Here is a 17,215-nt window from a genome sequence, read left to right on the forward strand (position 1 = left end):
TTACTTTTCTCGAGAACAACAAATTTATAAGTCATGATTAGTATTTTAACCTAAAAATAAGCGAAAACAATAAAAAAAACGCCACCACTATGACGTTTCGTGAGGTTATTTTAGTAGTCATCACCCTTTAAAATATGGTTTAAATAATCACCAACACCGCCCTCATCATTAGTCTTGTGAGTTACTCCATCAGCTACAAATTTTAAGGCATCAGCAGCATTTTTCATGGCCACACCATAGCCTACTTTTTGAATCATTTCAAAATCGTTCATTTGGTCACCAAAAGCAATAACATTTTGGATGTTTTTATTATAGTATTGCGCAATAATGTTAACCGCAAAGCCCTTGCTAGCATTTTTATTAGTTAATGTAAAAACTGGTTTTTCGCTTGGATTAGAAATTCCGTAGAGGATATCACTTTGAATTTTAACGGCATCGTGATATTTGGCTAAAGTTCGGAACACTCGGTTCTTATAACTGCTTTTCTTCAATTTTAAGACGATATTGGTCGAAGGACCATCCCAAAGCTCCCAAGGACTACCAGTGATTAATTGCTCAGTGCTATTTGGAGATTTAAGATCAGAAAGGTGGAAAAATTGGTCAAGGTCAGCATCTTCTTTTCAAATTAGAACTTTGTCATAGTATTCAAAGATAATGTTTTCTACACTAGCCTTGATAACTGGCTCGTTAATAATTTGTTGAATAATATCAGAGTTAATCGAAAAAACAATCCGCTTAAACTCCCGTCTAGAAGGATCAGAAATATGGGCCCCATCAAAATTCGTTAATAAACTTGTCAAACCAAGTTCATGATAAATATCTTTAATAGCTCGAAATGGTCGTCCAGTAATGATGGCTACAATGTGACCATCCGCTTGGGCTTGCATCAAAGCTTTTTTGGTAAGAGGATTCATTGTTTTACCGTCATTATTTAGAACTGTTCCATCAAGGTCAACAAGAATTAAGCGTTTGCTATTAAGATTTGTAAGTTGCATAATACCTCCATATTTACTCTGATTTTATAGCAAAAACTGGAGTATAATTTTAGATAACGATTGCTTATGAACATAAGCACAAAAACACAAAAGGATAACAATGCGGAAACTCTCAACCAACGAAATTCGTCAAATGTGATTGGACTTTTTTCAAAGTAAAGGTCATCACTTTTTAGCACCCGCCTCTTTGATTCCAGTCAATGATCCATCATTATTATGAATCAACTCAGGAGTGGCAACTTTAAAGCCATATTTTGAAGGTCGTAAAAATCCTCCTTCATCACGATTAACTAACTCTCAAAAAGCCATTCGTACCAATGATATTGAAAATGTTGGAGTAACTTCACGTCACCAAACAATGTTTGAAATGTTGGGAAATTTTTCAATTGGTGATTACTTCAAAGCAGAGGCAATCACGATGGCTTGAGAGTTATTAACAAGTCCAGAATGATTTGATATTCCTAAGGAAAAACTTTACATCACTGTTTTCAATGAAGATCAAGATGCCTATGATTTTTGAAAAAACCAAATTGGTATTCCTGAGGACCATTTATTCTCCTTAACTCGCGATACAAATTTTTGGGATGTTGGTCAAGGGCCTTGTGGACCAAATACAGAAATTTTCTTTGATCGTGGTCAACAATGAGATCCATTAAACTTGGGAACAAAATTACTAAGTGACGATATTGAAAATGACCGTTACATTGAAATTTGAAATGTTGTCTTCTCCCAATTTAATAATGACGGAACTAATTGTTATACAGAGTTACCACGAAAAAATATTGATACCGGGGCTGGCCTAGAGCGTTTAGCTTCTATCTTCCAAGAAACTCCAACTAATTTTGAAACAGATATTTTCTTCCCAACAATCAAAAAGATTGAAACTTTCACTAAGGATAATGTTAAATACTCTCTTGATGATTACCAAAATCCCAACCCAGCCCAAACTAAGGTAAACGTGGCTTTTAAAGTAATTGCCGATCATGTTCGCGCCGTTTCTTTTGCAATTGCTGATGGGGTTTTTCCAGGCAATAAAGATCGCAATTATGTAATTCGCCGTTTAATTCGTCGTGCCTCAACTTATGGTTTCGAATTAGGAATCAATGGAGCCTTTCTTTATAAATTAGTTCCTGAAGTAATTAAAAGTATGGGACAGTTCTATCCATATCTTCAAGAAAAAGCAAAGGTCATTACTGAAACCATTAAAGACGAAGAAGAAAAATTCTTAAAAACTTTAAGCAAAGGTTATACCCTTCTTAATAAAATTATTGCAGAAGAAAAAACTGTCTCTGGTAAGAATGCATGATTATTGTTTGAATCTTTTGGGTTTCCAATTGAATTAACTTTAGAAATTGCCCAAAAAAACCAAATTCCTGTGGCAATAGATGATTTCAAGAAATTAGCTAATGAAGCCCGCGAACAAGCTCGCCAAGCTCGCCAAGACCAAAAGGCTTGAGACAAGCAAAGTGAATTTTATACAAAATTAAAAGTCCCATCTGAATTCACTGGTTGAAACGAAATAGTTCATGAAGGTTCAAAGGTTGTTTACCTTTTTGTCAATGAAAAGGAAGTGACAAGCTTAGAAAACACAACGGGATTCTTAATTCTAGATAAAACTCCTTTTTATGCAGAAAAAGGAGGACAAGCTGGAGATGCCGGAATAATTCGTGGTCCTCACGGAACGGCGTATGTTTTTGATACCCAACAAGGGCCTAATCACCAACATATTCACCAAGTGAATGTCCAAGGGAAAATTAGTCTAAACGACCTAGTTGACGCTTTAGTCGATGAAGAAAAACGTTTACTTACAATGAAAAACCATTCTGGAACCCATATGATTCATTGAGCTCTTCGTGAAGTTTTGGGAACCACTGTTATGCAAGCTGGTTCTTATAATGATGAAAAAGGCTTACGAATGGACTTTACTTTCAATCGTCCTATCAAACCAGAGGAACTAGCTAAAGCCCAAGCCTTAGTTTTGGAAAAAATCCAAAAAGAGGTCCCACGCAAGGTTTATTTCTGTTCAATGGAAGAAGCTGTTAATAAGCATCAAGCTTTAGCCTTCTTTACAGAAAAATATGATGAAATAGTCAGAGTAATCAAATTTGGTGACTTCTCTTGTGAATTGTGTGGAGGTACTCACGTTCGTAACACCAAGGAAATTGAAGACTTCTTGATTACAAACTTGGAATCAAAGGGAAATGGTTTGTTCCGAATTAAAGCACTAACTTCTTTTCAAACAATTGAAAATTATCTTCAACACCAATTCGGAACTCTTCTTGAGGAAATTGACCAATTGCAAGATCGATATCAAGAAACAAAAGCTTTATTGGTTGACAAACAATGAGAAATCCAAGTTCAAAATTTAAAAGCTCTTCCTATCACTAAAGATAATTTAACGAAGTTGAAAAAGGGTGTCGCCAATTTATATGAAATGGCCAAAGATTATCGTAAAAAGGTACAGGCAAAACAAACCCAATTACGAATTAAACCCTATCTTAATCTTGAACCGGTTTCAGCAACCCAAGACGCTCCGGCCCGCTTGCAATTTATGGATACAAACCTAAATTTAAATGAATTAAAAGAACTGGCTGATTCCTTAAAACAAAAACATCCGCAAACCATCATTATTTTAGGTGGTCATAAAGAGGATAACCACTTTTTAGTAGTAACTGTCGCTCCTGAATTGCAAACCAAGTATTCGGCAATTGAGATTTTTAAAAATTTACCTGGTTTTAACACTCAAGGAGGGGGAAACGTTAGTTTTGCCCAAGGTCGTTACAAGCCAATTAACGAAAACTAAAAAAATAAAATCTACACATCTAAAGGAGTGTAGATTTTATTTTTTTAGTTTAGAAAAGAGTTTTTATGAAAAAAGTCAAAGTCAAAAATGGCTTGTTAACAAATTGGTAAATTAAATAGATTTAATTAAGTCATGACTTTTTGCCGGTGAAAGAGCTTGTTTAACTAAAATTTAGCCTCGAACTAATTATTTTATAATCGCTGATATTTTTTTAACCTTAGGAGGATAATTAAATTGTATGGACTAATTTAATATTAATAAATATTTATTTAGTCGCTTTAGAAAAGTTAACTTTTTAATAACCAAGGAGAGAAACCATGCAAAAAATGTTAATGATTTTAGCGGTGGTATTTTTTTGTAATACACGAATCTGTGCACTGCTATTCATATCGTTTGTTTCGCCAAACATTTCAATGCTATCACCTCAATCATACGAGACCAAAGAAACTCTTTTAGACGTGCCAAGTGTCACTCAAGAGACGACTAAATATTCTGTATCCGCTTCGCTGACAAGCATTTTTAAATTTTGAGGTTGGAGTGGAAATAAAACTCAAGACCAAATCTATCAGGAAGTTCGCTTCGCCTCGTCTGCCCTTGAGTTAGCCGTAACCGATGGCCCAATAATGAATCGTGATGTTGCTAATTACATGAATGATTTTATTATGGAGAAAACAAACAAGCGAGCAGAATATACATTTTCAGAAAAGCCAACAATGTTTAGAGTTTCACTAAACGATATCATTATTTTTTCGGCCTATGTTTGAAAGTCTTTAGCACTTGATACGCCTCTTATGTTAGGAACGTATTCAGGGTCAAACACCCAGTCTTTAGTCATTTGCGGTTTTAAGGAAGATATCACTAGTCCCTGACATGATAAGTATGGCCTAATGGATCCAGAAGATGGTCAAGTTAAATGAGTAATTGCCCAAGTACTTTACCAAGCCTTGAGTCATGGTTTTACGATTATTGGCGCTGGCACGATGCCTCAAATTCAAAACGTGCCGGACATAGATATTAGTCCCTTTAGTCGTGACTTAAACAACTTACCAAGTAATAATGATCCTATATATGTCGGCGAAGTAGAAACGAACATTACAAAATATGCAGGAATGTCCAACTTTTTTTATTCTAATGCAACATTTCTTTTTCTAACAATTAGTGATTTTAGCTCAGAAATTAAAAGGACTGATAGTGATTTAGATATTTTAGAGCCTTTTGTAATTAAGCCAGAAGACATTATTACGGAAAAATTGGTCAGTTGAATCCCTCAAAGTACCTTTTTTCATTATGGTGTTGAAAATATCGGTAGTGAAAATATTACCACTTGAGCTAGTATCAAAATTTTGCTAAACCCGATTCAAAATAACGATTTAACGATTTTATTACGCTTCTACGGTGGTTATAACATTACTGAAGTTTCTAATCCTAGACGCTTTAGTTTTCCTTACGAATTTAGAGGAAGGTTAATAATTCAGAAAGCTTCAAGAATATTAGTTCGTCGCAAACTCTATCCTCTTGTTTAATTAATTACGAAATGAAGAATTTTGATGTTCCAATTTTATTTATTCTTAATTTTAAAAATTAAGAATAAATAAAATTCCCCTTTAAAAGGGGAAAAATAAATTCTGCAATTTAAATGACGAAGCTTTTCAAAATCAAGATTAATTATTCTTTGACTCGTTTTTCAAAGACAACCTTTTTTCCAGTATCGACTTTAACTCGTCCTTTTAAATCTTGTGTGTCTCCCAAAGATTCGGGTTCATCTTTAGTAATTGAACCTACCGAATAAGTTAAACCGATAAATCTATCTTTTTTATTATCAACTCAAGTTTTTAGTTGTCTTTTAATTCAACTTTCAATGCTTTTGCAACTTGTCTTTTCTTTTTTTCTATCTTCATCTTTCTTTTCATCTTCTCATTTCTCTGGGTCATCCTTTGGCAACTTATCAAGCGAAGATCTTGAACCGTTGGTAGTTCATCCATCACCATTGATACTACTTATTCACCCAAAAAAATTTGGTAACGAAATTCAACCAAAAAGCGCCCCGAATAAACCCAATCCAGAAATGCCGGTACTTTCTGTAATGTTGACTTCGATATCGGCTACTTCCTCATCTTTACCATCATCTAAACCCTTTTTATCACTAGTAACGGGATTATTAATGGGGATTTCTATTTTTTCCCGTGCTGGATGTTCCTTAGTAAACATCGTACCGTTGCCGATTATATTTCCAAAGTAAGTAAGGGTTTGTAAATCTTCAGCGACAAATTCTTTTCTTTGTCCGCTTTTAGTATCTAAATAGAAGTAACGATTATATTTTGGACTTTCTGAAGAAAGGCTATAGCCGAAAATAACAAGTGATTTAAAAACAAAAGAGTCATTTAGAAAACTCAAAAGTAGCGGGTGCTCATTGTTAATATTAGATTTAACATATTCCTCAAAAGATTCTCAATCTTCATTGTATCTTCCAAAAAGTAAGCCCAGGTCCGAAAATGTGTAATTTTTGCCATCTTTAGAAAGATATTTGGCCACTTCTGTGTTCATCACCATACCTTTGGTAATATCTGTTGTTTTTGTGATTTTTAATAGTTCTTTATAAACTGCGGTTTGGGAAGGCTTTGCTTTTGTGATATATTCCAAAATTGCTGCTATTGAAGTAGCAGTACTATAATAATTGGTTTCTTCTCTTAAAAGGGGCAGATCTAGAACCGTTTCCTCTTCAAATAATTTTATATTTTCTTCTCTATTAACTTCATGGACTTTATTTATACAAACTAATGAACTCACTGGTGAGTTTAAAAAACTCGTAAGACTCAAAACTGCTAAAACTTTTATCATAACGATAACTTCCAGTCTATAAGAATAAGATAATAACAGTCAACCTCGTCTTTATTATAATAATTATTTATCAAGTTCTAAAATCTTTTAATATTATCTTAATTGCCTAATTTAAGAAATTTTTGTGTCGCTAATTTATTCTTAAAACAAAAGCTCAAAACTCCTGAAATTTTTAAATATTTATTTATTAAGAGATTTTAACAAATTAAAATATAATCTTATCGAAGGCTGTTTTTTGGGCCGACAATCTTGCTTAGGTTGTCACTTCACCCTTATTTTTGCCATATTTATAAAATTAAAAGCAATTATTCTCCTATTATTAGTTTTATTTTAGCTAAAGGAGCGTATTATGAAAAAAATATTGCTTGCCCTAACGTCACTCCTACTTAATAATTCGGTGTTCGCTTCGGTTGTTTCCTCTCCGATTAATCAACCAATAATTTCGACTCTAGAGACTCAGGAGGAGAGTCTCTTCCTAGATGTTCCTTCAATAACTCAGATTGGCTCAGATTATTGTGCCCCAGCCTCCTTAGTGAGTATTTTTAGTTATTGGGGCTGAGAAAAGGACAAAACTCAATCACAAATTTATCAAGAAGTCCGTGCTGCTACAGAATCACCTGTCGAGATTCCGGGAGTACCTTTCAATAACTTATTAGCTATTTATATGAATGACTTTATCCAAAAAACAACTGGCAAAGAGACAAGATACTATTACAATGCAGTTGACGCAACTTTTGGAATTTCGTTAGAGGACATTGCTATTTTCTCAACATATGTTTGAAGTTCGTTATCACTTAACGTGCCACTATTAATGGGGATTCATCCAATTCAGGAGCTTGGTCATGCTGTTGTCCTTTGTGGTTATGAAGAAAACCTAGACAACCATTGGTATGATCAATATACTTTTATGGACCCCTTCGATGGTAAGTTTTTTGACATAATAGCTCGAGACATCCATCGGGACTTTAAATATGGGATGGGTATCCTCGGGTATGGTGATATGTTAACAATAAGTGACCAAGTAGAAATAAATATTGATTCCTTTACCAAGGAAATAAGAGATATTCCCGGTAACAACCAACCAGTTTTCGTGGCCAAAATCGGCATTAACTTAACAAAATACACAGGCATTTCAGATTTTTCTTATTTCTACACTGCTTTCTCTATTTTTGGTCTTCCGAACTTTAAATCAGAAATTAAAAAAGTTAATGATGACCCTGATATAAAGGAGGGTTTGGCTCTTTCCTCAAATGTTTTACCGAAAAAAAATGTTGATGAATGAATAGGCAAGAATACAGTTATCCATTCATTTAGTGAAGTCATTGGTTGTGAAACTATTAAAACTTGACTTAGGTTAAAGATTGCCTTGCAACGTGAACAAAATAATGACTTAGTAATTTGGTTAGTGTTCTATGGAGGAGCAAAAGTTACAAAAGATAAAAACTTTAAAGATTCCGACCTTCCTTACGAATTAACGGGAAGAATAAAAATTAATAGTAGCTCCACGTTTGTCCTTAAACGAAAACAATTATATAATTATCAATTTCTCTCAAAATAAACTTATCCAGATTTGTTATTGAAAATAACGATATTAGTTAATAATTGTTAACTAATTAAGTTCCTAAGGAAATTAAAGCAAAAAGACAACCTTAGGAGAGGGTTGTCTTTTTGCTTATCTAAAAGTCAAAGTGGGCCAAACCAAAATAATTACTGAGGCTTATTTTGTCTAGTTGATTAGCATAATGAAAGCTAGAGTGGTTTTAATTACTATTCGGAAATTTATTTTTTAAATTGCGATTTTATTTTGCGAAACGAAGGAGTTTATAAATATGAAAAAATTACTAAGTTATTTATTAACAATATTTCTTACTAATCCAATAATTACGTCCCTTCCAATCATACAAAACCACCAAAACCAGCTTTTCAATTCTCCTCATTCACTCCAAAAAGATAAGTTATTTTTGAAAGTGCCACAAATAGTACAAATCGGTGCGGATTATTGTGTCGCTGCTTCGCTTATTAGTCTTTTTAGTTTTTGAGGTTGAGAAAAAGATAAAACCCAATCCCAAATTTACCAAGAAGCTCGGGCAATTACAAAAACTCCAACTTGAGAAACTGGGATTCGAGCTAATAAAGACTTGGCTAACTATATCAATGATTTCATTCAGAAGACAACTGGCAAAGAAGCGGATTACAAATTTAACGGAGTTGATATATCTTTCGGAGTATCACTTGATGACATTGCCATTTTTTCCACATATGTTTGGAATTCCTTGTCACTTAATACACCAATTATAATGGGTATACATCCCAATCGTGGTCTTGGTCATGCTGTTGTTCTTTGTGGTTATGAAGAAGATTTAGATAACCATTGGTTTGATAAATACCTCTTTATGGACCCAACTGATGGCAAGTTTTATGAAGTAATTGCTCAAGACTTACACAAAATTTTTAAATATGGCTTTAAGCTTCTTGGACATGGCAATATGATTGGCATCAATAATGGTGTTTCTATAGATATTTCGGCCTTTAATGATGAACTAAAAAGCATTGCAGGAGACAATAAGCCCATTTTTATTGATGAAGTGACGGTTAACCTAACCCAAAACGTCGCCATTTCAGACCTTTCATATTTTTCAACAGCTTTCAGTAGCATTGACTTCCCCAGTTTTAGGTCAGAAATTAAAAAGGTAAATGATGATCCAGATATAAGAGAATGTTTTGGCATTAGTACAAGTTTACTCCCCAATACAAATGTTGATTATTGAAAAAGCGAAAACAAATTGGTACATGCCTATAGTGAAGTGATTGGCTGTGAAACAATTAGAACTTGAATCAGCGTAACAATTTTAATAAACCGTTCATTAAATAATGATTTAACCCTTTCTTTCCGTTTCTATGGAGGTGCCAAGGTAACGAAAAATAATACATTACAAGAAATTGAAAGTCCTTACGAATTAACGGGAAGAATAAAAATTATTAGCGGTCCAAATTTAATACTCAGGCGAAACCTAGAAGCATAAGTCTATTCGTGCCAAACGCGATAGATATAATAAGTCTCACCCTTATCTCTTTTAGTAATAGACCAAACTAGTGAACCCCGATGATAGCAACAAGGAAAGTTTAATTTTTCATTGAAATTTTTATATTTATAAGAATAAAGGAGCCAAGCATGCAGAAATTACTCATTACTTTAACCACAATATTTTTTAGTAATTCTACCATCGCCTCTATTATTCCGCCCACCGCTAGTCAAACAAAAATTTTAGCCCAAACCGCTCAACCTCAAGAAGAAAAAAAGGAAGTTTTTTTAGACGTCCCATCAGTACTTCAAAATGGAGCAGATTATTGTGTGGCAGCTTCATTAGTAAGTATTTTTAAATTTTGGGGTTGAATCGAAAATAAAAGTCAGGAGGAAATTTTTCATGAAGCCCGGCTTGTTTCTCAAACCCCAGCATCTGAATCAGGAATAAGAGTTAACAACAATACTGCTATTTATATGAATGATTTCATCCACCAAACCACAAACCAAGAAGCGACTTATGGTTTCTCCGGTATTGATATTACTTTTGGTATCTCTCTAGACGATATCGAGATTTTTTCGACCTATGTTTGAAATTCTTTATCAATTAACATACCACTTATAGTAGGAATGTTTCCTAGTCCTGGCTTGGGCCATGCCCTCGTCCTTTGCGGCTATGAAGAAAGTCTTGACAATCATTGGTATGATGAGTATGGCATGATGGACCCTGCTGATGGTCAAATTTATTGAATCATGGCCCAAGATCTCCACCAGTCATTTAAGCATGGTTTTACGCTTATCGGACATGACAAAATGCCATCAATAAAAGATGCTTTGCAAATAGAGATCACTCCTTTTGACAAAGAATTGCGCGATTTGCCAGGCAATAACATACCTGCTTTTGCCGGTGAGGTTCAGTTGAATATAACAAAGCATACCGGAATTTCTAACTTTTCTTATTTTAATGTTGCCTTTGACATCCTTTCCTTGCCAGACTTTAAATCAGAAATTAAAAAAGTGAATGATGACCCTGACTTAATGAGTTCCTTTGGTCTTAACACTGCCATTTTCCCAAATACCGATATAGATCAATGGGGAAGTCAGAATACGATTTTTCATTCCTTTGGCGAGACGATTGGTTGCGAAACAATTAAAACTTGGACAAGTATCCAACTACTAATAAGTCGAATTCAAAACAATGAATTAATGCTTTACTTACGATTCTACGGCGGCTGACAAGTAACTAGGGATTCAAATTTCACCCCCACTGCTGTCAATTACGAATTGACAGGAAGACAGAAAATTAGTAGTGGTCCCACAATAATACTTAGAAGAAATCTTCAACCACACAAAGTCACTTGCTAGAAAATAATAAAAATCCCCCTTCTCAATCATTTACTATTTATTAGATTCTGAAAGTTAGACTACCTAAAAGTTTCGGGAACAATGCTCACTATTATATTCTTAGTAAACTAATCTGGACATAAGAAGAGCTTCATTTTTGACAAGTTAGGCTCTTCAAAATGGAGAAAAAGGCATTCTAGAACTATCCTAATATTTTGGCTTTGTCGTTATTATTTTAAAAAGCAAAAAGTATAACAAAGTGTTTTAATGTGAACCAATATGAGGTCTTTGAAATTGTAATTTTGCGTTTTAGCTAAAGGAGAATATTATGCAAAAATTATTAATTACCTTAACAGCATTATTTTTTAGTAGTTCTACTCTTACTCCCCTTGTTCCTAACATACCCTCACAAACAAAGACATCATTGGCGTTGCAAAACTTTGATCCACATGAAAACAGGCAAGCCTTTTTAGATGTACCAAGAATAGAACAGATTGGTGAGGATTATTGTGTCGCCGCTTCATTAGTAAGTATTTTTAAATTTTGAGGTTGGGAAGAAAATAAAACCCAAGGTCAAATTTTTCAAGAAGCTCGAAATGTGACCGAAACACCCTCAACTGAAGAAGGAGTAAGGGTTAATATCCAGTTGGCCACTTATGTAAATAATTTTATCCACGAGGCAACTGGCCAAAATGCTAATTATGCTTTTAATGGACTCGGAATCACTTTTGGCATTTCTTTAGATGATATTACGGTTTTTTCGACTTACGTTTGGGATTCTCTCTCAAACAACGTGCCGTTAATTTTAGGAATGCATCCAGAACGTGGTTTGGGGCACTCGCTTATTCTTTGCGGCTACCAAGAAAGTATTGATAACCATTGATATGACGAATACTTCCTAATGGATCCTGCAGATGGAAAAATCTACAATATTTTGGCCCAAGATCTTCATCGATCTTTTAAATATGGTTTTACAATTATTGGTCGTGGCAACATTCTGCCAGCGAAGAGAGGTCTAGAAATTGACCTTGAACAGTTTACTAATGAATTACGAGACTTGCCCGGAAACGAAGTGCCTGTTTTTGCAGGCGAAGTCCACTTAAATCTCACAAAGCACACCGGAATTTCTGATTTTTCTTATTTCACAACCGCTTTTATGGGTCTCTCGCTTCCCTCGCTTCAGGCAGAAATTAAAAAGGTGAATGATGATCCGGTGGTCTTGACAGGTTTTGGGATGTTTTTGGATTCATTTCCCTCAACAAATATCGACCAATGACGAAGTGCACTTACAATTTTCCACACTTTTAGCGAAGCTATTGGGTGTGAGACTATTAAAACTTGAGTTGGAGTGGAAACTTTAATTGAACGGGCTCAAAATAACAACTTAATCCTTTATTTACGATTCTACGGTGCTGCTAAAGTCACACGAGAAGCTAACTCTAAATTAAACTCTTCAAATTATGAATTAACCGGACGAATAAAAATCACGAGTGGTCCTAAATTAAACATTATACGAAATTTACAACCGCAAAATTCTTAAGTAAATTCATTAAAAGTGACTTAAAATTTAATTCTTGTTTCGCGATAATTCGTTCTATCAACTAATAATGACTTTAATTCTACTTTTTCGATGCGTTATTTTTGATATATATTAAAATTGCGACTAGCAGTCATAAAAAGCATAATTCATTATTTTAATTAGAATTCATTGGTTCTTAAATAAAGGAGTAAGGTATGAAAAAAATATTACTTGCCCTATCAACTATATTTTTAGGAAGTTTAAATATAAACACTGTTTTTAGTACTTCCCTCACTAATCCAAGTATTTCTGCGCAAGGACCAAGTGTCCAAGAAAATAAAGTGTTTTTATCGGTGCCATCTGTCACCCAACTTGGCTCGGATTATTGTGTCGCCGCCTCGTTGGTAAGTATTTTTAGATTCTGGGGTTGAACCGAAAATAAAAGTCAATCAGAAATTTTTCAAGAAGCTCGTCAAGTTACCAATACACCGCCATCAGAAAATGGTGTTAGTGCCAATAAAGAACTTGGTGAATACATGAATAACTTTATCGATAAGGCCACTAATAAAAAAGCGCGCTACAATTTTGATGCCTATAGGGTGACTTTCGGCATTTCAATCGATGATATTGCTGCTTTTTCCAGCTATGTTTGGAATTCTTTATCGCTTAACACCCCTCTCTTAATGGGTATTCATCCAACCCTTGGTCTTGGTCATGCCGTAGTTATTTGTGGTTACGAAGAAAGTGTCGATAACATTTGGTACGATAAATACATATTTATGGATCCTGCCGACGGTTTGACTTATAACATAATGGCTAAAGATATCCACCAAAGTTTTAAATACGGTATAAAAATTTATGGTCATGGCAACCTGCTTGGTTTAAAACAACAAGTGAGAATAACTGTTGATCCATTTACCAAAGAACTAAAAGATATTTCCGCTAACAATACTTCAGTTTATGCAGGCGAAATACGCTTAAATCTCACAAAACATACTGGAATTTCTGATTTTTCTTATTTCACTACTGCCTTTAGTTTGATTAATCTTCCTGGTTTCAGTTCAGAAATTAAAAAGGTAAATGATGATCCCGATATCAAAAAGCCTTTAGGTTTCTATACTGATGTATTTCCTAAAACCAACATTGACCATTGAAATAGTAAAAATGAAGTCATTCATATTTTTAGTGAAGTCATTGGTTGTGAAACAATTGCCACTTGGGTTAGTTTATGGATTTTAATAGAACGGGAACAAAATAATGACCTTACTCTTTATTTAGGTTTCTATGGAGGTGTCAAAGTAACGAAAAATAGTTACAAAACTAATGAGGTTAGTCCTAACGAATTAAAGGGCCGTGTCAAAATTAGTAGTGGTGAGACATTGATTCTTCAAAGAAATTTGAATATTTCGTAAAGATGTTAGAAAATAAAAACTATTTGTTTTATTAATGACTGACAAATAAAGCAATTCAATACTTTTTCAGCTTTAAATTAAAAAATTCTCCTTGCGAGGAGAATTTTTTAATTCTAATTGCGATTTACTTTAAATATTTTGCCACTATTAAGATTTACTTTGCCAGTTAAGCGTTGGCTATCTTCTTGAGTTTTATTTTGTTTTGATTCTGCTCCGACTAAAATTTGAATAGTTAAATTTAAATCTCCTAAAAAATCTTGATCAATTATTATTCGCGACTTTACCCACGTTTTAATTTTTTCATTGGTCGTTTCATCTTCAAATTCCAAAACTGATTTGATTTCTCCCTTTCAATGTTGAACATCTGAATCTGGTAACTCATTAGTTGATAAGACTAGTCCTGTTTTTGTTTCTAAATTGCCATCAATTTTGAAAATTTGGGTACTAAATTCTGGTAATTCAAAGGAAACTAGGTTTTGCTTTATTCTTGATATATTTTGAACCGATGTTAATTCTGTTAGGTTGATTTCTATTTCAAAGGCTTTCACATCTAGCCCATCTTCGAGATTATTCATCTCGACAATCTTTTGGTCAATTGCTACTTCTGAACTTTTAACAGAGACATTATTTTCAATTGCGCTTTTTTCTCCTATTAAATAGGTATTTTCACGATTAAACCATGTGAGTCTTTGACAAGTTACTTCTACCATTTTTCCTTTTTCTGGATTCATTCCGGTAATCGTTGATAACCAAGGATTTTTTTCGTTAATTTCAATTTCAGAAATTACAAAGGAATTCGTTTGATTTGTTAAAATCAACGGATGATTTTTTTTAAGTGAGTCTTGAATACTTTTATTAAAGGCCACTGTTTCATCTTTCATAATTCCGAAACCTTGGCCAAGATTGAAAGTTCCAAAGTCAGCTGAAGTTAATTTATTAATGTAATCAGAAACTTCTTGGTCCTTAATTATTATGCCTTCGGTGTTACCGGGTGTACCGGTAATTTTTCTTAATTCTTTATATAAATCATTCTGAGAATAGTCTAAACCATGGGCTGCCAATAGGCTTTTCATTGCGGCTGGCAAATGATAATAAGATAGTTCTTGTTTTACCAATCCAACTTTACCAACTTCTCTTGGTTCAGAACCTAAGATTTTTAAAGTATCTTTTGCCGCAATAATAAAGATTGGTGCCACTTCGGATTCGAATTTCAACCTTTCGAGCAACTCGACTCCTTCCATTCATTCCTTACTCCCATTTTTATCGGAATCGCCAACAAAAAACTCTTGTGTTTCTGAATCATAACCCAAAATTAGGAAACAATCACCTTTTGATTGTAAAATGATTGGCTGTTTTTGCTCGTTTATGGAGTTGCTAAGAGCTTTTATAAAAACTTCTCGATAAGTGAAATCATCTAAATATTTTCCTTCAAAGTTCCTGATTTTAAAATAATCGTCTTTATTGGTTTGCTCATTAATTCACTCTTCAACTTCTTTTTCATGATCCAAGAGATCCACGCCAACGTTAACTCTAGTAAGACTTTGCAGTTTTTGGTGAATTTCCTTTTGCTCAAGATTGCTAATGTCGTTATGAATAAATAGATCATAAAGTGAAGCAGCTAATTGGCCATCGCTATAAAATCGTGCACTTACAGTCATTTCTAGCTTTTCCAAAGTTTGTGGCTTGGAAGCATTGTTTTCTTTAAAGGCGTTAGTCGTTACATTTTTATTTTGGAAATTAGTTACTAATAAGGGACTCACTTGAATAGGCACCAAGGTTGTTGATAGTAATAACAATAATTTAGTCATTGTAAACTCCTTCAATAAAAATTGTTATTTTTTGACTTATCTCTGACTAATTTGGCCTCTCTAATTTTTAAAGTATCCAGCTTCTCGGCTGTTTTTAGTAAATCATCATCAAATAGTTTTAGTTTTTCTGCGGTTTTTCTTTTTCATTTTCAAATAAAGAAATAGGTAGTTTAAAAAATGAAAAATTAAGAAGAAATTTACTTTCTTCCAAGAATAATGACAATCATGAAAACTTGTTCTAATAACGATTCAACTTAAATATTTCACCACTATTAAAATTTACTTTGCCAGTTAAGCGTTGTGATCCAGTATTCATTTCGTTATTTTTACCAGCATCTGCTCCAGCAAAAATTTGAATAGTTAAATTTAAATCGCCTAAAAAATCCTGATCAATTATCATTCGAGATTTTGCTCAAGTTTTAATTTTTTCTTTTGCTGTTTTATCTTCAAATTCCAAGATTGATTTGACTTCACCTTGCCAATGTTGCACATCTATATCTGGTAGCTCCGCGGTGTTTAAGACCAAACCGGTTTTTTCTTCATAATTACCATCGATTTTAGCAATTTGAGTATGAAAATTTGGTAACTCAAAGGCACTAAGACCTTGCTTTATTTTTGAAATATTTTGTAAGGAAGTTATTTCGGTTAAATTAATTTCAATTTCAAAAGCTTTAACATTCAAACCATCTTCAAGATTATTCATTTCGACCACTTTTGGTTCTAAAACTACTTCTGAACTTTTAACTGACACGTTATTTTTAATTGCTTCTTGTTCACCTATTAAATAGGTATTTTCACGATTAAACCATGTTAGCCTTTGGCAAGTCACGTCCACCATTTTTCCTTTTTCTGGATTCATCCCGGTCACAATAGTTAACCATGGGTTTTTTTCATTAATTGCAATGCCAGAAATCACAAATGAATGGGATTGGTTCGTTAAAATTAGTGGATATCCCTTTGTGATTGACTCTTCAATACTTTTATTAAAAGCAATGATTTCGTCTCTCATAATTCCGAAACCTTCGCCAAGATTAAAAGTACCAAAATCCTTTGAAACGAATTCGTTAATATAAGTTGATATTTCTTGGTCTTTTATTATCACGCCTTCAATATCATCGGGTGTGCCAGTAATTTGTCTTAAAGATTTATAGATTTCGTTTTGTGTAAGGTTAACATCAAAAGCGGTTAAGATACTTTTAACAGTGGCTGGAAGATGGTAATAAGGTAGATCTTGCTTGACAAGACCAACATTGCCATTTTCCATAGCTTCTCAATTTAAATCATTTTTTTGTGTTTGAATAATATCTATTAATAATGGTGTCCCTTGCAGTGGAGCCAAGGTGGTTGATAACAATAATAATAGTTTTGTCATTTTAGACTCCTTTTTATGAAATTATCAAAATTTATAAATATCGCTTAATTCCTAAGTTCTCATTCTTAAGTCTAAAGTTTATTACTTTTTGCTCCTTTGCAC

The 17,215-nt window shown here is 33.6% G+C and carries 11 protein-coding genes; 7 read left to right on the forward strand and 4 right to left on the reverse strand.

All coding sequences use genetic code 4. From position 1 onward, the window contains the following. Positions 1–110: 110 nt before the first annotated feature. The gene (locus EFREU_RS00580; RefSeq protein ID WP_100609105.1) at positions 111–995 is read right to left on the reverse strand and encodes a Cof-type HAD-IIB family hydrolase; all 885 of its coding nucleotides are present in this window, start codon (positions 993–995) and stop codon (positions 111–113) included. Between the two features lie 100 nt (positions 996–1,095). On the opposite strand from EFREU_RS00580, the gene alaS reads away from it, so the two are divergent. Both alaS and EFREU_RS00590 read left to right on the forward strand, forming a co-directional pair. Continuing rightward, positions 1,096–3,798: an alanine--tRNA ligase gene (gene alaS / locus EFREU_RS00585; RefSeq protein ID WP_100609106.1), complete on the forward strand. Its 2,703-nt coding sequence runs from the start codon at positions 1,096–1,098 to the stop codon at positions 3,796–3,798. A gap of 317 nt (positions 3,799–4,115) precedes the next feature. After that, positions 4,116–5,321, forward strand: a complete 1,206-nt coding sequence (locus EFREU_RS00590; protein WP_100609107.1) for a hypothetical protein — start codon at positions 4,116–4,118, stop codon at positions 5,319–5,321. A 142-nt stretch (positions 5,322–5,463) separates the two neighbouring features. Here the strand turns inward: EFREU_RS00590 and EFREU_RS00595 are convergent, their stop codons facing one another. Continuing rightward, positions 5,464–6,636, reverse strand: coding sequence for a hypothetical protein (locus EFREU_RS00595; protein WP_100609108.1), 1,173 nt, complete (start codon positions 6,634–6,636; stop codon positions 5,464–5,466). Between the two features lie 349 nt (positions 6,637–6,985). Here EFREU_RS00595 and EFREU_RS00600 point away from each other — a divergent pair, with 349 nt between their 5' ends. From EFREU_RS00600 to EFREU_RS00620, 5 genes are all read left to right on the forward strand, one after another. Continuing rightward, positions 6,986–8,194, forward strand: a complete 1,209-nt coding sequence (locus EFREU_RS00600) for a C39 family peptidase (RefSeq protein ID WP_100609109.1) — start codon at positions 6,986–6,988, stop codon at positions 8,192–8,194. Between the two features lie 271 nt (positions 8,195–8,465). Beyond that, on the forward strand, positions 8,466–9,659 hold the full coding sequence (locus EFREU_RS00605) for a papain-like cysteine protease family protein (RefSeq protein WP_100609110.1): 1,194 nt from the start codon (positions 8,466–8,468) through the stop codon (positions 9,657–9,659). 149 nt (positions 9,660–9,808) lie between these two features. After that, positions 9,809–11,023, forward strand: a complete 1,215-nt coding sequence (locus EFREU_RS00610; protein ID WP_100609111.1) for a papain-like cysteine protease family protein — start codon at positions 9,809–9,811, stop codon at positions 11,021–11,023. A gap of 307 nt (positions 11,024–11,330) precedes the next feature. Then, complete coding sequence (locus EFREU_RS00615) at positions 11,331–12,542, forward strand: C39 family peptidase (protein WP_100609112.1); 1,212 nt, start codon at positions 11,331–11,333, stop codon at positions 12,540–12,542. A 194-nt stretch (positions 12,543–12,736) separates the two neighbouring features. Beyond that, positions 12,737–13,933 carry a papain-like cysteine protease family protein gene (locus tag EFREU_RS00620; RefSeq protein ID WP_100609113.1) on the forward strand — a complete coding sequence of 399 codons (1,197 nt, stop codon included), beginning with the start codon at positions 12,737–12,739 and terminating at the stop codon, positions 13,931–13,933. 113 nt (positions 13,934–14,046) lie between these two features. Here the strand turns inward: EFREU_RS00620 and EFREU_RS00625 are convergent, their stop codons facing one another. Together EFREU_RS00625 and EFREU_RS00630 are read right to left on the reverse strand one after the other, a co-directional pair. Further along, complete coding sequence (locus EFREU_RS00625) at positions 14,047–15,741, reverse strand: hypothetical protein (protein ID WP_100609114.1); 1,695 nt, start codon at positions 15,739–15,741, stop codon at positions 14,047–14,049. Positions 15,742–15,979: 238 nt separating this feature from the next. After that, positions 15,980–17,113: a hypothetical protein gene (locus EFREU_RS00630; protein WP_100609115.1), complete on the reverse strand. Its 1,134-nt coding sequence runs from the start codon at positions 17,111–17,113 to the stop codon at positions 15,980–15,982. Positions 17,114–17,215 lie beyond the last annotated feature (102 nt).

Origin of the sequence: Entomoplasma freundtii (assembly GCF_002804205.1) — a bacterium.
GTDB lineage: Bacteria > Bacillota_I > Bacilli_A > Mycoplasmatales > Mycoplasmataceae > Williamsoniiplasma > Williamsoniiplasma freundtii.